This is a genomic window from Arthrobacter sp. zg-Y820 (assembly GCF_030142155.1).
Taxonomy (GTDB): Bacteria; Actinomycetota; Actinomycetes; order Actinomycetales; family Micrococcaceae; genus Arthrobacter_B.
Genome location: NZ_CP126247.1, coordinates 3,139,713 through 3,159,939, shown reverse-complemented (window position 1 = coordinate 3,159,939; position 20,227 = coordinate 3,139,713). Strand labels below are relative to the sequence as shown.

At 67.0% G+C, this 20,227-nt stretch carries 24 protein-coding genes; 18 read left to right on the top strand and 6 right to left on the bottom strand.

Going from position 1 to position 20,227, the window contains the following annotated elements:
• Positions 1–11: 11 nt before the first annotated feature.
• The 6 genes from adhP to QNO08_RS14370 all read left to right on the top strand — a co-directional run bounded on the left by adhP (position 12) and on the right by QNO08_RS14370 (position 4,809).
• Positions 12–1,031 (top strand): alcohol dehydrogenase AdhP, encoded by a 1,020-nt coding sequence (adhP, locus tag QNO08_RS14395; RefSeq protein ID WP_229964801.1) that lies wholly within the window; start codon positions 12–14, stop codon positions 1,029–1,031.
• Complete coding sequence (locus QNO08_RS14390) at positions 1,031–1,432, top strand: DUF779 domain-containing protein (protein ID WP_442860461.1); 402 nt, start codon at positions 1,031–1,033, stop codon at positions 1,430–1,432. The genes adhP and QNO08_RS14390 overlap by 1 nt, the downstream gene beginning before the upstream one ends.
• 177 nt (positions 1,433–1,609) lie before the next feature.
• Positions 1,610–1,987 carry a hypothetical protein gene (locus QNO08_RS14385; protein ID WP_229964802.1) on the top strand — a complete coding sequence of 126 codons (378 nt, stop codon included), beginning with the start codon at positions 1,610–1,612 and terminating at the stop codon, positions 1,985–1,987.
• A gap of 514 nt (positions 1,988–2,501) precedes the next feature.
• A complete protein-coding gene (locus QNO08_RS14380; RefSeq protein ID WP_229964803.1) occupies positions 2,502–2,807 on the top strand; it encodes a DUF4193 domain-containing protein in 306 nt (101 codons plus the stop codon).
• 5 nt (positions 2,808–2,812) lie between these two features.
• The gene (locus QNO08_RS14375) at positions 2,813–3,475 is read left to right on the top strand and encodes a nucleotidyltransferase family protein (RefSeq protein WP_229964804.1); all 663 of its coding nucleotides are present in this window, start codon (positions 2,813–2,815) and stop codon (positions 3,473–3,475) included.
• A 149-nt stretch (positions 3,476–3,624) separates the two neighbouring features.
• Positions 3,625–4,809, top strand: coding sequence for a TerC family protein (locus QNO08_RS14370; RefSeq protein WP_229964805.1), 1,185 nt, complete (start codon positions 3,625–3,627; stop codon positions 4,807–4,809).
• 127 nt (positions 4,810–4,936) lie between these two features.
• On the opposite strand, the gene QNO08_RS14365 is transcribed toward QNO08_RS14370, so the two are convergent.
• A complete protein-coding gene (locus tag QNO08_RS14365) occupies positions 4,937–5,566 on the bottom strand; it encodes a DUF2238 domain-containing protein (RefSeq protein ID WP_229964806.1) in 630 nt (209 codons plus the stop codon).
• Positions 5,567–5,667: 101 nt separating this feature from the next.
• On the opposite strand from QNO08_RS14365, the gene QNO08_RS14360 reads away from it, so the two are divergent.
• The gene (locus QNO08_RS14360; RefSeq protein WP_229964807.1) at positions 5,668–6,408 is read left to right on the top strand and encodes a glycosyltransferase family A protein; all 741 of its coding nucleotides are present in this window, start codon (positions 5,668–5,670) and stop codon (positions 6,406–6,408) included.
• A 30-nt stretch (positions 6,409–6,438) separates the two neighbouring features.
• Here the strand turns inward: QNO08_RS14360 and idi are convergent, their stop codons facing one another.
• On the bottom strand, positions 6,439–6,972 hold the full coding sequence (gene idi, locus QNO08_RS14355; protein WP_229964808.1) for an isopentenyl-diphosphate Delta-isomerase: 534 nt from the start codon (positions 6,970–6,972) through the stop codon (positions 6,439–6,441).
• 35 nt (positions 6,973–7,007) lie between these two features.
• On the opposite strand from idi, the gene QNO08_RS14350 reads away from it, so the two are divergent.
• The 6 genes from QNO08_RS14350 to QNO08_RS14325 are packed head-to-tail and all read left to right on the top strand — an operon-like array spanning position 7,008 to position 12,228.
• Entirely contained in the window at positions 7,008–8,075 is a 1,068-nt protein-coding gene (locus QNO08_RS14350) for a polyprenyl synthetase family protein (protein ID WP_229964809.1), read from the top strand.
• A 2-nt stretch (positions 8,076–8,077) separates the two neighbouring features.
• Positions 8,078–8,989 carry a phytoene/squalene synthase family protein gene (locus tag QNO08_RS14345; RefSeq protein WP_229964810.1) on the top strand — a complete coding sequence of 304 codons (912 nt, stop codon included), beginning with the start codon at positions 8,078–8,080 and terminating at the stop codon, positions 8,987–8,989.
• Positions 8,986–10,617: a phytoene desaturase family protein gene (crtI, locus tag QNO08_RS14340; RefSeq protein ID WP_229964811.1), complete on the top strand. Its 1,632-nt coding sequence runs from the start codon at positions 8,986–8,988 to the stop codon at positions 10,615–10,617. The genes QNO08_RS14345 and crtI overlap by 4 nt, the downstream gene beginning before the upstream one ends.
• The gene (locus tag QNO08_RS14335) at positions 10,617–10,967 is read left to right on the top strand and encodes a lycopene cyclase domain-containing protein (RefSeq protein ID WP_229964812.1); all 351 of its coding nucleotides are present in this window, start codon (positions 10,617–10,619) and stop codon (positions 10,965–10,967) included. Before crtI ends, QNO08_RS14335 begins: the two co-directional genes overlap by 1 nt.
• Complete coding sequence (locus QNO08_RS14330) at positions 10,964–11,344, top strand: lycopene cyclase domain-containing protein (protein ID WP_229964813.1); 381 nt, start codon at positions 10,964–10,966, stop codon at positions 11,342–11,344. Before QNO08_RS14335 ends, QNO08_RS14330 begins: the two co-directional genes overlap by 4 nt.
• Positions 11,341–12,228 (top strand): prenyltransferase, encoded by an 888-nt coding sequence (locus QNO08_RS14325; protein ID WP_442860462.1) that lies wholly within the window; start codon positions 11,341–11,343, stop codon positions 12,226–12,228. The genes QNO08_RS14330 and QNO08_RS14325 overlap by 4 nt, the downstream gene beginning before the upstream one ends.
• 185 nt (positions 12,229–12,413) lie before the next feature.
• Here QNO08_RS14325 and QNO08_RS14320 read toward each other — a convergent pair whose 3' ends face one another.
• Both QNO08_RS14320 and QNO08_RS14315 read right to left on the bottom strand, forming a co-directional pair.
• Positions 12,414–13,904, bottom strand: a complete 1,491-nt coding sequence (locus QNO08_RS14320; protein WP_229964814.1) for a catalase — start codon at positions 13,902–13,904, stop codon at positions 12,414–12,416.
• A gap of 35 nt (positions 13,905–13,939) precedes the next feature.
• Entirely contained in the window at positions 13,940–14,389 is a 450-nt protein-coding gene (locus QNO08_RS14315) for a Fur family transcriptional regulator (protein ID WP_229964815.1), read from the bottom strand.
• 91 nt (positions 14,390–14,480) lie between these two features.
• Between QNO08_RS14315 and QNO08_RS14310 the strand changes: the two genes are divergently transcribed.
• Together QNO08_RS14310 and QNO08_RS14305 are read left to right on the top strand one after the other, a co-directional pair.
• On the top strand, positions 14,481–15,236 hold the full coding sequence (locus QNO08_RS14310) for an alpha/beta fold hydrolase (RefSeq protein WP_229964816.1): 756 nt from the start codon (positions 14,481–14,483) through the stop codon (positions 15,234–15,236).
• A complete protein-coding gene (locus tag QNO08_RS14305) occupies positions 15,233–16,030 on the top strand; it encodes an esterase/lipase family protein (protein WP_229964817.1) in 798 nt (265 codons plus the stop codon). The genes QNO08_RS14310 and QNO08_RS14305 overlap by 4 nt, the downstream gene beginning before the upstream one ends.
• Positions 16,031–16,045: 15 nt before the next feature.
• On the opposite strand, the gene QNO08_RS14300 is transcribed toward QNO08_RS14305, so the two are convergent.
• On the bottom strand, positions 16,046–16,789 hold the full coding sequence (locus QNO08_RS14300; protein WP_229964818.1) for an MBL fold metallo-hydrolase: 744 nt from the start codon (positions 16,787–16,789) through the stop codon (positions 16,046–16,048).
• Between the two features lie 122 nt (positions 16,790–16,911).
• On the opposite strand from QNO08_RS14300, the gene QNO08_RS14295 reads away from it, so the two are divergent.
• The 3 genes from QNO08_RS14295 (at position 16,912) to QNO08_RS14285 (ending at position 19,946) form a co-directional block, all read left to right on the top strand.
• Positions 16,912–18,183 (top strand): MFS transporter, encoded by a 1,272-nt coding sequence (locus QNO08_RS14295; RefSeq protein ID WP_229964819.1) that lies wholly within the window; start codon positions 16,912–16,914, stop codon positions 18,181–18,183.
• A gap of 167 nt (positions 18,184–18,350) precedes the next feature.
• Positions 18,351–19,223 carry a zinc metalloprotease HtpX gene (gene htpX / locus QNO08_RS14290; RefSeq protein ID WP_229964820.1) on the top strand — a complete coding sequence of 291 codons (873 nt, stop codon included), beginning with the start codon at positions 18,351–18,353 and terminating at the stop codon, positions 19,221–19,223.
• Between the two features lie 45 nt (positions 19,224–19,268).
• A complete protein-coding gene (locus QNO08_RS14285) occupies positions 19,269–19,946 on the top strand; it encodes a histidine phosphatase family protein (RefSeq protein WP_229964821.1) in 678 nt (225 codons plus the stop codon).
• Positions 19,947–20,064: 118 nt separating this feature from the next.
• Here the strand turns inward: QNO08_RS14285 and QNO08_RS14280 are convergent, their stop codons facing one another.
• Positions 20,065–20,220, bottom strand: a complete 156-nt coding sequence (locus QNO08_RS14280) for a hypothetical protein (RefSeq protein ID WP_229964822.1) — start codon at positions 20,218–20,220, stop codon at positions 20,065–20,067.
• Positions 20,221–20,227: the final 7 nt, after the last annotated feature.

Here is a 20,227-nt window from a genome sequence, read left to right as displayed (position 1 = left end):
TCGAGGACAGAATGGCCAGCATGCAAGCAGCAGTGGTGAATGAACTCGGCAGGGGACTTTCCGTCGAGGAAGTGGCAGTGCTCGAGCCCGGTCCGAATCAGGTGCTCGTCAAACTGGTGGCGACCGGCGTGTGCCACACGGACCTGCACGCGGCAGACGGAGACTGGCCCGTAAAGCCAACTCCGCCGTTTATTCCCGGTCATGAGGGCGTCGGCGAGGTGGTGCAGGTCGGTGAGGGCGTCACCGACCTGCAGCCCGGCGACATGGTGGGAAACGCCTGGCTCGCCTATGCCTGCGGTGCGTGCGAGTACTGCAGGACGGGCTGGGAAACCCTCTGCGAGCTGCAGAAGAACAGCGGCTACTCGGTGGACGGGTCCTTTGGCCAGTACATGCTCGTGGATTCCCGCTTCGCGGCGCGTATACCCGAGGGCGCCGACCCGCATGACATCGCTCCCGTCCTGTGCGCCGGGGTCACCGTTTACAAGGGTCTGAAGGTCAGCGAGGCCCGGCCTGGGCAGTGGGTTGTCATATCCGGAATCGGCGGGCTCGGACACATTGCCGTGCAGTATGCCAAGGCCATGGGGCTGCGCGTCGCGGCTGTGGACATCGCCGATGACAAGCTGGAGCTGGCCAGGAAATACGGGGCCGAGGTGTTGGTCAATGCGAATACCGAAGACCCCGTCGAGGCCATCCAGAACAAGGTCGGCGGCGCCCACGGCATCTTGGTTACCGCGGTGCATCCAAAGGCCTTTGGCCAGGCCATCGGCATGGCCCGGCGCGGAGGAACGATTGTCTTCGTCGGGTTGCCGCCCGGAGACTTCCCGACGCCGATCTTCGACGTGGTCCTCAAGGGCCTGACGATTCGGGGGTCGATCGTGGGCACCCGGCAGGATCTGGCGGAAGCCATCGACTTCTACGACCGTGGACTCATCCATCCCAATATCAGCACCCGCAACTTGGAGGAGATCAACAGCGTGATGGACGAGCTTCGTGAGGGCCGGGTCGACGGCCGAGTGGTCATCGGGTTCTGATGGGTGCCCTGTCGGATTCCGGCCTGGACGCTGCCGTGACGATGCCCGGGGAGAGTTTTTCCCGGGTGTCGCTCACCCCGGAGGCGCAGGAGCTGCTGCAGCAGCTCCGCGAGACACACGGCCCGCTGATGTTCCATCAGTCCGGGGGCTGCTGCGACGGATCCTCGCCCATGTGCTTTCCGGCGGGGGACTTCATCACTTCGGAGGCCGACGTGCTCCTGGGAACCTTCGAACTGGTACCGGGGGAGCCCCTGGAATTCTGGATGTCGCTGGAACAGTTCGAATATTGGAAGCACACCCACCTCACCGTGGATGTCGTCGCGGGTCGGGGCAGTGGTTTTTCCGTCGAAGCACCGGAGGGCAAGCGGTTCCTGATCCGTTCCCGCCTGATGGACGTCTGACGCGAGCCCATCGCCGTCCAGCCGTTCAGTGCCGGCCGGAATCCGTAAAAATACGGAGTGCGGGCACAACACGGCCCGAGCATAGTAAGGTTGCTGTTTATTCTTCCGCTTTCGGCGGTAGTGTGCATGTGAACGATATTCGCGATGCCCCTCACCGGGGCAGGAATGAGGACAACAATGGTTAAGAAGTTCGTATTTCTCGCCGGAGTGGGCGTTGGCTATTTGGTCGGCTCCAAGGGTGGCCGCGAAAAGCTGATGGAGCTCTGGAAGGACCCCAAGGTTCAGGAGACGGTTTCCCACGGTACCGAATGGGCGAAGGAGAAGGCCCCGGGCCTGCAGGAGAAGGTGACCGAGGTCGCTTCGACCGCGAAGGACAAGGTCTCGCACTCCAGCACGTCGGGCAAGCCCGCGTCAGAGTCGGGCACCTCCACCGCTCCGTCCGGTTCCTCAACGGGTGCGAGCAGCACGCCCTCGACGGGGTCCACCTCAAACGGTTCCTTCACCTCCGGCGGACAGCACACCATGAAGCCCGCTGAGCCCGAGCCGAAGCCGTAGCGCCGGCCCAACGCTTCAGCATGACAGCAGTCCCGGAGGGGGCGTTCCACGGAACGCCCCCTCCGGCGTTTCTCCCGTTTCCCTTCGCCGGGCGGGGAGGCACCGGTGAATGCCAGGGGCGGATCACCAGGATCACCAGCGCGGGTTCCCACTCTCTGCGAACGCCGCGTCCTGGCGGGAGCTTCTTGCCTGTCGTGCAGGTTTGTCTTAATATTGTGGGCCTAAAAGATGCAGAGCCCCGATTCTTCACTTTTCACAGCCCGGCGCGCAGCCCGCATCCCGCCCCGCAGACCCCGCCCAGACCGCGCCCGGATCCGGCCCGGACCACGCCCGGATTCGGCCCTGCAACCTGACCGGCAACTGGACCGCCCGGGCCCTGTGTACACGCGATGTTCGGCCTGCGGCGAATATGTCCCCAATTTTGCCCTGCGAAGCAGAGGGCATGGCGTGCATCCGTTACGATCGAGGCCGGATCCCGAAGTACTAGCTGAAAATGGAGTGTGAGTTAACGCAGATGGCAACAGATTACGACGCACCGCGCAAGACTGAGGACGATGGAGCTTCCACCGCCTCACTGGAGGAACTGCAGGCCCAGCGCAGTGTGACACCGTCCGCCACGGCAGTGGACGTCGACGAAACCGACGCTGCGGAAAACTTTGAGCTTCCCGGCGCCGACCTCTCCGGCGAAGAACTGCTGGTCCGGGTGGTCCCGGCCCAGGACGACGAATTCACCTGTGCCTCCTGCTTCCTGGTCCGCCACCGCTCCCAGGTGGCCCTGGAAAAGAACGGGCAGAAATACTGCTCGGACTGCGAAGGCTGATCACCTTGCCTTCCCCGGTGGCCGCCGTCGTGCTGGCGGCCGGGGCGGGCACCCGCCTGGGACTGGGAAACAAGGCACTGCTGCCCTTCCGTGGCCGGCCCCTGATCGAAACCATCATTGCCCAACTGCACGACGGCGGCTGCACCCGGCTCATCGTGGTGCTGGGCTTCGAAGCCGAGCAGGTTCTGGCTAAAATCCGGCTCGGTCCGGCCACCGCCGTCACCAATCCAGACTGGGAGTCCGGCATGGGTTCCTCGTTCCGCTGCGGAGTGCAGGCAGCGGCCGCCTACTGCCCTGAAGCGCCGATCCTGGTGGCCCTGGCGGATCAACCCGGCCTCACCGCGGCCGCCGTTGCAGGGCTGATCGCCCAGCACCGGCCTGGCCGGATCACCGCCGCCGGCTACCGGGTGGCCGGATCCGCTCCCGGCGCGGACTCCCTGCGCCGGGCGCATCCGGTCCTTTTCGACGCGGCGCTGGCCCTGGAAGCCGCCCGCGGCGCCGAGGGCGACGCCGGTGCCCGCGCCTTCCTCTCCGCCAACCCGGGCAGAGTCGACGTCGTGGACTGTTCCGACCTGGGCGACGGCCGGGACGTGGACGCCCCCGCTGACCTGCCGCTGCTGGAAGCCGCACCGGGCCCCGTGTGGCAGCTCCGGTTCAGGAACCGATAGACTGGGCCATTCGTAGGGGAGTATCCACTACGCTGTGATCCGTCAACACGTTGGGCACCGACGCTCCAGCCGGAAACAGCGGGCACCCGTTCACAGGGACGCCGGAGAGACCTATGGTTCTTTGACGTACCCTACGAAAGCGGAGTTCCATGACTGTTTCCCCCCTGATCTGGGGAGTGACGCTAGCCGTCATTCTGGGCCTGCTGGCCTTTGACTATTTCTTCCACATTCGGAAGGCGCACACGCCAACCCTCAAGGAAGCCGGCATCTGGTCCAGCATCTATGTTGGCCTGGCCCTGCTGTTCGGCGTATTGGTCTTCGTCTTCGGCGGATCCGCCGCCGGCGCTGAGTACTTCGCCGGCTATGTGACCGAGAAGGCGCTGTCCGTCGACAACCTCTTCGTCTTCCTCATCATCATCGCCAGCTTCCGGGTTCCCCGCGAAGACCAGCAGAAGGTCCTGCTGTTCGGCATTGTCTTCTCACTGATTGCCCGCACCGGCTTCATCTTCCTGGGCGCGGCACTCATCAACTCCTTCTCCTGGGTCTTCTACATCTTCGGTCTGATCCTGCTGCTCACCGCCGGGAACCTGCTTAAGCCCGAAGGCGAGAACGACGAGGCGGACAACTTCATCATCCGCCTGGCCAAGCGGGTGCTTCCCACCACTGACCACTACGACGGCGACAAGCTCTTCACCGTTGAAAACGGCAAGAAGGTCCTCACCCCGATGCTGCTGGTCATGGTGGCCATCGGCGGAACCGACATCCTCTTCGCACTGGACTCCATTCCGGCGATCTTCGGCCTGACCCAGAGCACCTACATCGTCTTCACGGCCACCGCGTTCTCGCTGATGGGCCTGCGCCAGCTCTACTTCCTGATCGACGGACTGCTGGACCGCCTGATCTACCTCTCCTACGGCCTGGCAGCCATCCTCGCCTTCATCGGCGTGAAGCTCGTGCTGCACGCCCTGCACGAGAACACCCTGCCGTTCATCAACGACGGCCAGCACGTTTCGGTCATCGAGATCAGCACCGGGCTGTCGCTGACCGTGATCATCGGCGTCCTCGTGGTCACCGTCATCGCCTCCCTGGTGAGCCCTGCAGGCAAGGCCACCGCGGCCGTGAAGAACGCCCGCCGGCATGCCACCAGCTACCTGGACCTCTCCTACACGGCGGACGAGGCAGAGCGCGAGCGCATCTACACGGCCCTCTGCGAGGAGGAGCAGCAGATCTTGACGATGGACAAGAAGTACCGCGACAAGGTCAAGGACATCGAATCCATCAGGGCCGAGGTGGCCCGGGCGCACGAGGCGCACGCGAAGTACATCAAGTCCTAGCAATACAGCCAGTACACGCAGTACTGGCAGGACACGCAATACAGCCAGGACACGCAGCACACGCAGCACCCCTGGGGCGCCGCCGGCAAAGCACCAATGCCGGCGGCGCCCTTTTTTCGCGGGCGGGTCAGCGCCGGAGCCGGTGCTCCATGGACACGCCGGAGCCGGGGCCGGCGGGCCGGACCGGCCGGCCTGCCGCCCGGCCGAGCATGGCTCCCGCGACCAGCGCGCCGAGCCCGCCCGCGGCCAGGTCTCCCATGGTGTCCTGGTAACCGACGTTGATGCTCTCGTCCACGAACGTGTAGCCCCACCACTCGCCCAGTTCCCAGAGCACGCTCACTCCGAGGCCGACGGCGAGAACCAGGGCGGGAACCGCGATCCGCAGCGTGGCGCCGGCATGGGGGCTTGGCGCCGGAACCGCACCCAGGCGGGCCAGCAGGAGATAGGCCGTTGCCGCAATGACACCGGTGGCCGCGAAGTGCACCGGCAGATCCCACCAGCCAACGCGTGCGTACAGGTTCACGACGCTGCTCCATGCCGCTGCCAGCAGGGTCAGCCCGTAGAGGCCGTCGAACGCCCGGGAGATGTCCAGGCACCGGGAGATCAGGGTTCCCATCAGCACCAGCAGGAACACGGCCACTTCCACCGGGCCGTACCAAAGAAGAGCCGCCGTGAGGCTGAACAGGCAGAGAAGCCGCACCGCGTCGGCAAAGAACTCTCCGGCACCGGAGGGGCGGCGGAGGAGGGCGTCGATCATGAATTCACGGTAGCGCAGCCCGTTCGGCCGCGGGAGGGCAGCCCCGCCTGGGCCGCCCGCCGGGGAACAGTCAGTGGTCCACCGACGGTTAGACTTCCCCCATGCCTGCCGACCTGCCCTCCGTCAGCGTGGTGATTCCCTGCCTGAACGACGCCGCAGCCCTCGACGCCTGCCTGTCCTCGCTGGCCCGGCAATCGCTGCCGCCCTTCGAAACGGTGGTGGTGGACAACAACAGCACCGATGCCAGTGCCGCTGTTGCCCGCCGGTACGGTGCCCGCGTGGTGCATGAACCGGCACCGGGCATCCCGGCGGCTGCGTCCGCGGGCTACGACGCCGCCCGCGGCCAGATCATTGCACGGTGTGACGCCGACTGTGTCCTGCCCGCGGATTGGGTTCTGCGGATAGCGGAAGCTTTCGCCGCCGAGCCGTCCCTTGGAGCGCTGTCCGGACCGGGCTCCTTCTACGGCTTTCCCCGCCCGGTGGGCGCCGTGCTCAGTGTGCTCTACCTCGGGTCCTACTACCTGGCCATGGGTTTGGCCCTGGGGCATCTGCCGCTCTTCGGATCGAACCTGGCCCTGCGGACATCCGTGTGGCAGCAGATCCGCCCCGCGGTGCACCGGGATGATCCGGAGATGCACGACGACGTCTGCCTCAGCCTGCATGTGGGCCAGCAATACCGATGCCGCTTTGAGCGGACCCTCGTGGTGGGAATGGCGCCGCGTGCGGTCATCGGCACCGCAAACCTTGCCCGCCGTTTCCGCCGCGCCTTCCATACGCTGTGGGCGCATTGGCCCGCGGAGGCGCCGTGGGTGCGCTGGCCGCGCCGCTACGCCTCCGGGTAAAGCGCCGCTACGCCGCCGGGTAAAGCGCCGCTACGCCTCCGGGTAGAGCAGGGGCAGCTGCAGCACCAGCCACGGGCTGAACGCCCAGGGCGCCAGACGCACGGATTCGGCCAGGGCCACCGGATCGGCCCACTTCCAGTCCATGACTTCGTCCGGTGCCGGAACCGGGTCCGCCTCGGTGACCGCTGTGTAGACGGGGCAAATCTCGTGCTCGACGATGCCCGAGGCATCCACCGCGCGGTACCTGAAATCGGGCAGCTTCAGCGTCAGCTGTTCGGGCTGCAGGGCCAGGCCCAGTTCGCGCTCGGCGCGCCGCAGGACGGCGTCGTCGGTTGATTCGCCCGGGCCGGGGTGCCCGCAGAAGGAATTGGTCCACACGCCGGGCCAGGTCAGCTTGCTCAGGGCCCGGCGGGTGACGAGCAGCTGACCGGCAGGGTTGAAGACATGGGTGGAGAACGCCAGGTGCAGAGGGGTGTCGGTGGTGTGCACCGTAGCTTTTTCGTGCGTACCGACGGGCGTGCCGTCCGGATCCACGAGAACGACCAGTTCCGCGTGCTTTACCATTTCTCCTCCGTATGTTCTCCGTGTTTACTTTACCTATGGAGACCAACCCCCTGCTCGACCCAGCAACCGGACACGAGCAGGTGGAGGGCGTCCTGAAGGGATTTTTTGAGCGGGCGAAGCTTCGCGCCGCCAAAGTCAGTCCCAGTTACCTTAGCCTCTGGGAGACGCTGGAGCAGTCGACGGCAGGCGGCAAACGGGTCCGCCCCGGCATTCTCATGACGGCGTACCGCCACCTGGGAGGCACCGACATCGGCGCCGCGGCACGGGTGGGCGCGGCTTTTGAATTGCTGCACACCGCGCTGATCATCCACGACGACGTCATCGACCTGGACTTTGTCCGCCGCGGCCATGACAACGTGTCCGGGGTCTACCGGTCCCTGGCGGAGACGGCGGGACAGACGCGGGAGGCAGCCCGGCACCGCGGCATGTCGACCGGTATCATCGCCGGCGACCTGGCCCTGACCGGCGCCTTTCGGATGCTGGACACCGTGGACACGGATCCGCGGACCCGGCTGCGCCTGGCCGAAATCCTCGACGAGGCGGTGTTCGCGTCAGCGGCCGGGGAACTGATCGACGTCGACTTCTCCTTCTCTCCGGGTGCTCCGCCGGTGCGCGAGATCTTGGACATGGAACGGCTGAAAACCGCCGTCTACTCCTTCGAGGCGCCCCTGCAGGCCGGTGCGGTGCTTGCCGGAGCGGACGACGACGTCGTCGCCATCCTGGGCGACTTCGGCCGGGACACGGGAATCGCCTACCAGCTGGTGGACGACCTGCTGGGCGTCTTCGGCAAGGAGAGCGCCACCGGCAAATCGAACCTCAGCGATCTCCGCGAGGGCAAGCGGACGGTGCTCATCTCGCACGCGTCGCAGGGGCCCTGCTGGGGCGAGCTCTCGCACCTGATCGGCAACCCCGATCTCACGCCCGAAGACGCGGACCGGGCCCGGGCGGTCCTGACCCGGTGCGGTGCCCGCGATTACGCCCAGTCCCTGGCGGAGGAGTTTGCCGCCCGGGCCCGGACCCATCTGGACTCCCCGGCCATCCCCGCCCCGCTGCGCCTGGTGCTGGAACGCATCGTTGCCGGCGCCGTGAACCGGGGACGCTAGGGATGGTCCGCGAAACCGGCCTGGAGCTCTACAACAGGGTGGCGGTGGAAACCGCGTCGGTGATGATCCGCTCCTACTCGACGTCCTTCGGACTCGCCTCACGGCTGCTGCGGACCCGGACCCGGCGGCAGATCGAGGGCATCTACGCGCTGGTGCGGCTGGCCGACGAAATCGTCGACGGCGTGGCTGCCGCCGCGGATCTTCCGCCGGCCGAGGTCGGCCGGATGCTGGACGACCTGGAGGCCGACACCCGGCAGGCCCTGCGCACCGGCTACAGCGTCAACCTGGTGGTCCATGCTTTCGCCCTGACCGCCCGCGCCACCGGCATCACCGAGGAACTGACCACTCCGTTCTTCCGGTCCATGCGCGCGGACCTGCTGCGCACCGAGCACACCCCGGAGTCCTTCGACGACTACGTGTACGGGTCCGCCGAGGTGATAGGCCTGATGTGCCTGCTGTGCTTCCTCGAGGGCACCTCCGTCAGCGACGACCGGCTGAAGCAACTGAAGGAAGGCGCCCAGCGGCTGGGGGCGGCGTTCCAAAAGGTCAACTTCCTCCGGGACCTCGCCGACGACTTCGATGCCCTGGGCCGCAGCTACTTCCCCGGCGTGAGCGTGACCTCGTTTTCGGAGCCGGACAAGCACCGGTTGCTCGATGACATCGACGCCGACCTGCTGGTGTCCGGTGCCTCCATCGCCGAGCTTCCTCCCGCGGCCCGGCCCGCCGTCGCCCTGGCCCAGGAACTGTTCACCGAGCTGTCCCGCCGCCTGCGGGCGACTCCGGCGGAGCAGCTGCGCAGCACCCGCATCCGGGTGCCCAATCCGGTCAAGCTGCGCATCGCGGCAGAAACCCTTGTCACCCACCGCCTCCGCCGCTCGGCGCCGCGCGGGCGAACCGCCGGAAGGCTGTCATGACCCGCAGGACCGAATCCGCACCGCCCCGCACCGCCGTCGTCATTGGCGGCGGCATCACCGGGCTGGCGACCGCCGCCCTGCTGGCCCGGGAGGGCCTTGCGGTCACGGTGCTGGAAAAGCAGCCGGTGGTCGGCGGGCGGGCCGGAACCTGGCAGAGCGCCGGCTTCAGCTTTGACACCGGACCGTCCTGGTACCTGATGCCCGAGGTCTTTGACCATTTCTTCCGGCTGCTGGGCACCTCAGCGGCGGAGCAGCTGGACCTGGTCCGGCTGGATCCGGGCTACCGGGTGCTGTTTGAAGGCTCCGCCGAACCGGTGGACATTGCCGCCACCCGGGACGAGAACGTGAAGTTGTTCGAGTCGCTCGAGCCCGGGGCCGGCGCCCGGCTGGAAAAGTACCTGGACTCCGCCATCGAGGTCTATGACATGGCCAAAAAGCGCTTCCTCTACTCCACCTTCGCCTCCTTCCTGCCCCTGCTGCGCGCGGACGTGCTGCGGCGCGGACCGCGGCTGGCCCAGCTGCTGCTCCAGCCGCTGAGTTCCTTTGTGGCCCGGAAATTCACCGACCCCCGGATCCGGCAGATTCTGGGCTATCCGGCGGTGTTCCTGGGCTCCTCGCCCTACACCACGCCGAGCATGTACCACCTGATGAGCCGGCTGGACCTGGCCGACGGCGTGCTGTATCCGATGGGCGGCTTCACCCGCCTTATCGACGTCATCGACTCGCTGGCCCGGGCCGAGGGCGTCACGATCCACACCGGCGCCGCAGTGACCCGGATCCGCACCTCGGAGTCCGCTTCCCGGCGCAAGCCCCGCGCCACCGGCGTCGACTACACCGACGGTTCCGGGCAGGCGCTCACTCTGGAAGCCGATCTGGTGGTCTCCGCGGCGGACCTGCACCACACCGAGACCATGCTGTTGCCGCAGCGACTGCAGACCTATCCGGAACGCTACTGGCGCCGCCGCATTCCGGGCCCGGGCGGCCTGCTGCTGCATCTGGGCGTGCGCGGCGAACTGCCGTCCCTGGCCCACCACACGCTGCTCTTCACCTCGGACTGGAAAGAAAATTTCGGCAAGATCTTCGGCAGGGACAAATCGGTTCCCGATCCGGCGTCGCTCTATGTCTGCCGACCCAGTGCCACGGATCCGGCCGCTGCGCCCGAGGGGCACGAGAACCTGTTTGTCTTGGTGCCGGTGCCTTCGGACCCAGCCCTGGGCTCCGGCGGGCTGGACGGCGGCGGGGACGAGCGGATTGATCGGATGGCCGATGCCGTGATCGCCCAGATTTCCCAGTGGGCGGACATTCCGGATCTGGCCGACCGCATCACCGTCCGGCGAACCGTGGGGCCGCAGGATTTTGTGCAGGACCTGAATTCCTGGCGCGGCACGCTCCTGGGCCCCGCGCATGTGCTCAAGCAGAGCGCCTTTTTCCGCGGCTCCAATGCCAGCCGCAAGGTGGACGGACTGCTCTACGCCGGCGGCTCCACGCTGCCGGGCATCGGCCTGCCGATGTGCCTGATCAGCGCCGAACTTGTGCTCAAACGGCTCCGCGGGGACACCAGCACCGAAGAGCTGCCGGTGCCTGCCGCAACGCCGGAGCCCGGGCCGAACCAGCGGAGCCGGTCCTGATGGGTGCCGTCTATCTGCTCCTGCTGCTGGCCTCGATCGCCTGCATGGGGCTGCTGGACCACCGGTTCAAGCTGTTCTTCTTCGCCGACGCCCGGCGCGCGGCTCTGGTGACGGTCATCGGCCTGGCGTTTTTCCTGCTCTGGGACCTGGGCGGCATTGGCATGGACATCTTTTACCGCGGTGAAACGCCGATCATGCTCGGTGTTGTCCTGGCTCCGCACCTGCCCGTTGAAGAGGTCTTCTTCCTGGCCTTCCTCTGCTACCTGACCATGGTGCTGTTCGGCCTGGTCTCGCTGGTCCTCCGCCGGGCCGCCCTCCGCCGCACCCAGCACCAGGAAGCACAGCGATGACGTACTGGGCGCTCAACGCCGTGTTCCTGGTTCCGGCCGCCGCCGTGCTGGTTTTCGCCGTCCTGCGCCGGACTGCTGCTGCCCGCCCCGGGGTTCCCGGCCGGAAAGGCGTGCTGGCCGCACTGGCGATCACCGCCGCGGTGCTGCTGGTCCTCACCGCGGTGTTCGACAACGTGATGATCGCTGCCGGCCTGTTCGGCTACAACCCGGACCGGATTTCCGGCGCGTTCATCGGCAGCGCTCCGCTGGAAGACTTCGCCTACGCGCTGGCGGCTGTGCTGCTGCTGCCGGCGCTGTGGCTGCTGCTGGGAACAAAGCCGGGCAGCACGACCCCGCCTGCCGTTGCAGTTGACACCGACACCGAGGAGAAGCAGTGAGCACCTCAACCCGGACCCCGGGATCAACGCTGAGGATGCTGCTGGTCTCGTCCCGGCCATTGTCCTGGGTGAACACCGCCTATCCCTTTGCCGCCGCCTACCTGATCACCACCGGCGGCATCGACCTGACCTGGGTGCTGGGCACGCTGTACTTCCTGATTCCCTACAACCTGGCGATGTACGGCATTAACGATGTCTTCGACTACGAATCGGATCTGCACAATCCGCGCAAGGGCGGGGTGGAGGGCGCCGTCCTGGACCGCGGCGTCCACCGGATCACGCTGTGGGCCGCCGTCGTCACCAATGTGCCGTTCCTGATCGCGCTTATCCTGCTGGGCAATCCGCTGTCCTGGCTGGTGCTTGCCATCAGCGTGTTTGCCGTCATTGCCTACAGCGCGCCGGGGCTGCGGTTCAAGGAACGGCCGTTCCTGGACTCGGTCACCTCCAGCACGCACTTCGTCTCACCGGCGGTCTACGGGCTGGTGCTTGCCGGCGCGGTCTTTACGCCGGGGCTGTGGGCGGTGCTGGGCGCGTTCTTCCTCTGGGGCATGGCCAGCCAGGCCTTCGGGGCCGTTCAGGACGTGGTGCCGGACCGCGAGGGCGGCATCAGTTCCATTGCCACGGTGCTCGGAGCCAGGGCCGTGGTCCGGATCGCCGCCGCCGCCTACCTCGCCGGCGGGCTGCTGATGCTGCTCATCCCGTGGCCGGCCGCGCTCGGCGGTTTGCTGGCGGTGCCCTACATCCTGAACCTGCTGCCGTTCCGGGGGATTTCCGACGCGGACTCGGAGCAGGCCAACGCCGGGTGGAAGCGGTTCCTGAAGCTGAACTTCCTCACCGGTTTCCTCGTGACAATGCTGATCATCTGGTACTGGCCCTCCCGGTAGCGGGATCTGGCCCCTCCCCGGTAGCGCGAGATGGCAGAAAGTGCGTCTCTGAGCGCTGGGACGTGCACTTTCTGCCATCTCGCGGGAAAGACAAGAGCGGCCGGCCCCCGAAGGGACCGGTCGCTCTTACTGTTCAGGGGCAAAGATGTTCGGGCGCAAAGCCCGAGGTGTGGAACTAACCGAAGTTACTCGGCAACGCCCACGAACTCAGCCTTTTCGATCGGCGTGGTGTCGCCGGTCGCCAGGTTCAGGCGCAGCTTCTCGCCCAGGGTCGCGTCAACGTTGGTCCAGTACTGGATCGCGGCTTCGCGGATGTGCGGGCGCTGCACGCCGGAGACGGCACCGGTGATCGTTTCCAGGAAACGCTCCTTGGCGGCGTCGTCGAACACCTCGCGGTACAGGGTACCGGCCTGGCCGAAGTCGCTGTCCTCGGAGTGCAGGGTCGCAGCGGCGCGTACCAATGCGCCGTCGCTCTCCCAGCTGCCGGCGCCGGCCAGCGCTGCGTCGGCCACGGGGCCGCCCAGCGTGTTCGGTGCGTAGACCGGGGTTTCCGGGGTGTTGTAGGAGAAGCGCATGGCGCCGTCCTGCGAGTAGTTGTTGAGCGGAGCCTTCGGCGCGTTGACCGGCAGCTGGTTGTAGTTGGCGCCGATGCGGTAACGCTGGGCATCCGGGTAGGAGAAGATGCGGGCCATCAGCATCTTGTCCGGGCTGGCGTCGATGCCGGGGACCAGGTTCGCGGGGGACAGGGCAACCTGTTCGATCTGCGCGAAGAAGTTCTCCGGGTTGCGGTTCAGGGTGTGGGTACCCACCTTGATCAGCGGGTAGTCAGCGTGCGGCCAGACCTTGGTCAGGTCGAACGGGTTGAACCGGTACGTCTTGGCATCTTCGTACGGCATGACCTGCACGTGCAGGTCCCAGGACGGGAAGTTGCCGGCTTCGATGGCCTCGTACAGGTCGCGGCGGTAGTAGTCGGCGTCGGCGCCGGCAATCTTCTCTGCCTCGGCACCGTCGATTTCATGGTTGCCCTGGTTGGACGTGAAGTGGTACTTCACCCAGAAGCGCTCACCGGCGGCGTTGATCCACTGGTAGGTGTGCGAGCCGAAGCCGGGCATTTCGCGCCACGACGTCGGGATGCCGCGGTCACCCATCAGGTACGTGACCTGGTGTGCGGACTCGGGGGAGTTGGTCCAGAAGTCCCACTGCATGTCGGCGTCGCGCAGGCCGGAACCCGGGAGGCGCTTCTGCGAGTGGATGAAGTCCGGGAACTTGATGCCGTCGCGGATGAAGAACACCGGGGTGTTGTTTCCGACGATGTCGTAGTTGCCTTCGGACGTGTAGAAACGCATCGCGAAGCCGCGGACGTCGCGCCAGGTGTCGGGGGAGCCCTGCTCGCCGGCAACCGAGGAGAAGCGCTGGACGGTTTCCGTCACGGCGCCCGGCTGGAAGACAGCGGCACGCGTGTACTTGGAGACATCTTCGGTAACAACGAATTCACCGAATGCGCCGCCACCCTTGGCGTGCACGATGCGCTCCGGGATGCGCTCGCGGTTGAACTGGGCCAGCTTCTCGACCAGGTAACGGTCGTGAAGGGCGATGGCGCCGTTGGCGCCTGCGCTCAGCGACTGGTCGTCGCTGGCAACCGGAGTACCGGTCTGGGTGGTGGTGAAATTCGACATACTCTCTCTTTCCATAAGGGGGTGAAGCAGGTGAGTCAGGAAGCTTTGGCGGCGCAGTCGGCGCAGATTCCCCGGTAGAGCACATCCGCAATCTGGATGGTCATGCCGTGGGTGTTGTCCGGCGTCAGGCACGGTGCGTGCCCCACTGCGCAGTCCACATCCTCGATCCGCCCGCATTCGGTGCAGATCGCGTGGTGATGGTTGTCGTCCACGCGGGTCTCGTACCGGGCCGGGGAGTGCGGCGGTTCGATCTTCCGCAGCAGGCCGATGTCGGTCAGGTCCGCCAGGACCACGTAGACCGACTGCAGGCTGATGTCGGGAAGTTCGCCGCGCACTGCGGCAGCGACGTCGTCGGCCACCGAATGCGGCAGGCGTTCGACGGCGTTGAGGACCGCCAGCCGCTGCTTGGTGACCCGACGGCCGTGGGCACGCAGCGCTCCGGTCCACGTTTCGGTGGTCTCGGTGGGGGCTGCTGTCGATGTCATGACCCCAGCTAACCACTAATTATGAATAATTCATAATAAGCTCCGTGGTGGCACACTGGATGCAGACGCAAACCACGACGGGGGAGATCCTTTGGCCAGCATCAAAGCGCAGGCACACCATCAGCGCGTGCGGATTCGGGGGTACGACGTCGATATCCGCACCTACGGCGCCGGCGCCCGGAACGTGGTGCTCGTGCACGGCATTGGGGCGTCCGGCCGCTATTTCTCCCGCCTGGTGGACCTTCTCGCACAGACCTGCACCGTGCACACGCTGGAAATGCCGGGGTTCGGTTCCGCGCCGAAGCCGTCCCACAGCCTGGACATGGCCGGCTTTGCCGCCGTCAACTGCGACGCCCTGCGGGCCACCGGCATCGGCTCCGCCCAATGGGTGGGCCATTCCATGGGCTGCCAGGTGGTGACGGAAATGGCGCTGCTGGCACCGGACCTGGTCACCTCGGTGGTGCTGCTCAGTCCCACCATCAACCGCGGCGAGCGCAACGCAGTGCTGCAGGGGCTGCGGCTGGCGCAGGACTGCCTGCGCGAACCGCCGGCCGTCAACTGGATGCTGCTCACCGACTATCTGCGTGCCGGTCCTCGCTGGTATCTGCGGACCATGCCCAAGATGGTGAGGCATCGGCTCGAGCAGCGCATCGGCGGGGTGGAAGTGCCGGTGACGCTGATCCGCGGGGGCCGCGATCCGATTGTGCCCGCCCGCTGGCTGCAGGAGCTGGCCGCCGCACGGCCCGGGGCCGTTGCCGTGGAGCTGCCCGGACAGCCGCATGTCTGCATGTTCACCGAACCGGCGCGGACCGCTGCGCTGCTGCGGGAAGCGGCCTCCGGGCAGTGAAGCGGCGCACCAACGGCAGGCCCGGCGGCAGCACGAACGCCGGCACGAACGCCGGCACGAGCGCCGGCACGAGCGCAGGCACCGGACCGTGGTGGCGCCGCCGGCTGATGCAGGCCCGCGCCTGGGCGGCCGACTATGCCTACGTGGCGTACTGGCAGGTGCGCGGTTTTCTGTTCCGCAAGGATCCGGCTGTCTACCTGGCTCCGTCCAAAGAATCCGCCGCGGGCAGCCAGCGCTGCCCGGTCATCCTGATTCCCGGCGTTTATGAAAACTGGCAGTTCCTGCGTCCGCTCGCCGAGGCCCTTTCCGCCCGCGGACATCCCGTGCACACGGTGGCGCCGCTGGGCTACAACCGGGGCCGGATCGACCGGATGGCGGTGCTGGTCCAGGAGTATCTGGTGGAGCATGATCTGAGCGGCGTGGTGGCGGTGGCGCACAGCAAGGGCGGGCTGATCGGCAAACAGCTGATGCTCCTGCCGGAGGGCGGCCGCCGGGTGGACCGGATGGTGGCGGTCAATACGCCCTTCTCCGGATCCGTCTACGCCAACTTCTTTGTGCTGCCGTCCATCCGCGCCTTTGCGCCCCGCAACAAGTTCCTGCGCCGGCTGCAGGAGAGCAGCGACATCAATGCCCGCATCACCTCGGTGTACAGCCGTTTTGATCCGCACATTCCCGGCGGCAGCCACCTGCCCGGTGCCCGCAACATCCGGCTGGAGACGATGGGGCACTTTCGGCCCATCGGCGATCCGCGGCTCCTCGCGGTGCTGGAGCAGGAGTTGGACGGCCAGGCTTAGGCCCCGCCGTGCACCCTAGGAAGCGCCGCGCGCCAGCGCCTGTTGGACGGCGGCCTCGGCTCCGCCGGTCCACGGCTCCCCGTGGCCGGTCAGCAGCAGCGGGGCTTTTGTCTTGGCCAGCAGGCCCAGGGACTCCAGCGCCTCCGGACTGTTGGCAGTGGCGGCGCCGGAGACGATCTGCGGGCCCTTGGCTCCGGTGTAGGGATTGAGCGTGACCAGCGAATCTCCACAGATCAGCGCGTCCCGCTCCGGATAGTGCAGGGCCACGTGCCCGGCAGTGTGCCCGGGCGTGTGCAGGATCCGGGGCCGGCCGGGAAGGGAGCTTCCGCTGTCCCCGCCCAGGCTGTGCACGTCGGTGACGCCCCGGACGTTCAGCGCCCCGGCCGCCGTCATCGCGCCAAGATAGGGAATCGACCGCGGATAGCGAACCGGATACAGGAACCGGTTGTTTTCATGCTCGTACCGGTAGGGATGCGCCGCAATGTACCGGTCGGCGTCGTGCACCAGAATCGGTGTGCGGAACTTCTGCCGGATCCGGGCAGCGGTGCCCACATGGTCAAAGTGTGCGTGGGTCAGCACCAGGGCGGAGACGGATCCCGGCCCGTAACCAAGTTCCTTCACTGCCCGGACGAGCTCCGGCCACATGCCGGGAAGCCCGGCATCGATGATGGCCAGGCCGTTGTCGTCCTCCACCAGGTAGGTATTGACGTAGGCGTGCTCGATGCGGTGGATTCCTTCCGCAACGTTCCGAGTAAACACATGACCTCCAAGGTAGGTTCCGGCACTTCCCGCTCTATCCTAAGCACGCTGTTTATCCCAGGTCCCGAGCCGGCGGGCAGCGTCGTCCGGAAACCTAAGCCGCCGCCGCTTAGACTGCTCGGATGCCCAGACTCCTCGCCGACCTCTCTCCGCTGCGCGAAAGCCCCGAATACCGGCGGCTGTGGACCGGAACGGCGCTGTCCGCCGTCGGCACCCAGCTGACCCTCGTGGCAGTGAGCCTGGAGGTCTATTCCCTGACGTCCTCCAGCTTCTACGTCGGGCTCCTGGGGCTGGTGGGGCTGATTCCCCTGATTGTGGCCGGCCTGTACGGCGGGTCGATCGTGGACGCCTATGACCGCCGCAAGGTCGCCCTCCTTTCCTCCGTACTGCTGTGGGTATCCACCATCGGCATCGCCGCCCAGGCCTGGGCTGGAGTGGGCAACATCTGGCTGCTCTACGCCCTGGTGGCGGTCAACGCCGGAGCCAGCGGCCTGAACCATCCGGCCCGCAGCGCGATCATTCCGCGGCTGGTCCGGCCGGAACTGCTGCCGGCGGCGAATGCCCTGAGCATGATCACCTTCGGCCTGGCCATGACCGTCGGACCGCTGCTGGCCGGGGTCCTGGTGGCCCGGGTGGGCTACGGCTGGACCTACACGATCGACGTCGTCACCTTCACCGCCGCGATGTGGGCGGTGTACCGGCTGCCGCCCATGCCCCCGGAGGGCGAGGTGCAGAAGGCGGGCCTTAAATCCGTGCTGGACGGGTTCCGTTTCCTGGCGACCCGGCCGAACATCCGGATGACGTTCCTGGTGGATCTGGCAGCGATGGTGATGGCGCAGCCCCGGGCGCTGCTGCCCGCCGTCGGCGCCCTGCTGCTCGGAGGCGGAGCAACGACGGTGGGCGTGCTGCTGGCGGCCACCGCCGTCGGCGCCTTCCTGGCCGGGCTGTTCTCCGGGCCCCTGGGCGCCGTGCGGCGGCAGGGGCTGGCGGTGCTCTGGTCGGTGGCGGCCTGGGGGCTGTCCGTGTCCGCCTTCGGCGCGGTGGTGGTCATGGCGGGCCGCAACGAGGGGGATGACCCCAGCGCCTGGCTGATTCCGGCCGCCGTCGCCATGGGCTGCGCGGGCATCGCCGATTCGGTCAGCGGCGTGTTCCGCTCCACCATTCTCCAGTCGGCTACGCCGGATGCCATGCGCGGACGGCTGCAGGGGGTGTTCGTGGTGGTGGTGGCCGGCGGGCCCCGGCTGGGTGACCTCGTGGCCGGCGTCGATGCATCCTTCCTGGGCGAGGGCTGGGCCGCGGTCATCGGAGGACTGGTGTGTGTGGTGCTGGTGGGGGTGCTGGCCCGCAGGCAGCCGCGGTTCGCCCGCTACGACGCGCGCCACCCGGAGCCGTAGCCGGAGCCGGCGCTGTCCCGGAACCCGGTTTCAGCCCCGGGGCCGCGCGGAACATGAGCACCCTATGGAGCGTTGATATCGGTGGATAGACTGACGTTTCGCGGATCCGGTCATCTCCGGGCACCATGCCGGGGTCCGGTGCAGATCCGCTCAGGAAGGAACTTCACGTGCACCAACACTTCAACGGTTTGAAGACTGCCGCACTGTTCGGAGTGCTCTTCGCCGTGCTGCTGGGCATTGGAGCCCTGCTCTCCAGCGGAACCGGAAGCCCCACCTTTATCTGGGTGTTCCTGTTCATCGGGCTGGCCACCACTGCCTACAGCTACTGGAACAGCGACAAGCTGGCCATCCGCGCGATGCGGGCGGTTCCCGTCACCGAGCAGCAGGCTCCGGAAATGTACCGGATTGTCCGCGAGCTTTCGGCCCGCGCCAACCAGCCGATGCCCAGGCTCTACATTTCGCCGACCATGGCACCGAACGCCTTCGCCACCGGCCGCAACCCGCAGCACGCCGCAGTGTGCTGCACCCAGGGCATCCTGGCCCTGCTCACCGAGCGCGAGCTGCGCGGCGTCCTGGGCCACGAACTCATGCACGTCTATAACCGCGACATCCTCACCTCCTCGGTGGCCGCTGCCATTGCCGGCGTGATCACCTCGCTGGGCCAGTTCCTGCTCTACTTCGGCGGCGGCGACCGCCGCAACGGCAATCCGCTGGCCATGATTGCCATGGCCATCCTTGCTCCGTTCGCGGCCTCACTGATTCAGATGGCGATTGGCCGGACCCGGGAGTACGACGCCGACGAGGACGGCGCGAAGCTCACCGACGATCCGCTGGCGCTCGCCTCCGCCCTGCGCAAGCTGGAAACCGGCACCCAGCGCGCCCCGCTGCCGGACACCGACCAGAAGCTGGCGAACACGGCACATCTGATGATCGCCAACCCGTTCCGGAACGGCGTCCGCGGCCTGCTGGCCACCCATCCGCCCATGCCTGACCGCATCCGGCGGCTGGAGAACATGGCCGGCCGTCCGCTGGGATCCTGACCGCATGTTCAGGAACGCTTCGGCGATGCCGGTAGGGTCGGTTCCATGCGTTTGATACTGATCCGGCACGGCCAGACTCCGTCCAACGTCCACCATTACCTCGACACGGCGGTCCCCGGGCCGGGACTGACTGAGCTGGGGCTGGCGCAGGCAGCGGCCCTGCCGGAAGCCCTGGCCGGGGAACCGATCGACGCCGTGTACGCCTCCAACCTGGTGCGCACCCAGCTCACCGCCGCCCCGCTGGCGGCAGCCCTGGGCCTGCCGGTGGAAGTGCGCGACGGCCTGCGCGAGGTCTCCGCCGGCAGCCTGGAAATGCGCAATGACCGCGACGCCGTCGTCGCCTACCTCAAGACCGTCTACAGCTGGGTGAAGGGCGACCTGGACGTGCACATGCCCGGCGGGCCGAACGGCCACGAGACCTTCGGTCGGTTCGACGCCGTGATCGCCGAGCTGCAGGCAGCCGGCCTGACGATGCCCGTGGTGGTCAGCCACGGCGCGATGATCCGCGCGTGGTGCACGTTCCGGGCCGACAACGTGGAACCTGACTTCATCGTGGAAGGCGCGCTGAGCAACACCGGCATGGCCGTGATGGAATCCGTTCCCGCCGACGACGGCGCCCCCGACCGGTGGAAGCTGCTCACCTGGATGGGCGAGGCGGTGGGCGGCCGCGAGCTGCGTGATTACGGCGAGGACGGCCCCGCCGGCGAGGACGTGTTGCTCTAGGACTAACCGAAGGGGTCATGCTCTGGCTCTGCCGCCCAATCGTCTTTGTGGCCCCGATGGTCTCGGATCCACACGACGAGGCGTGCAGTGTCATCGGTGTTCGATTAGTCGTTAGCCCTCATCGCGCGGCCAGGTATGCCAGGAGCGCGTCTTCGGCTTCCTGCGCAACGACAGAAGCTGGGCGGAGCATCGGAGAAGAGCGTAGGAATTTCTCGCCGTCTTTGGCAATCTGATATTCGGCCACGAGGTTCAGGAACTTCTCAAAGTCGGTCATGGGCGTG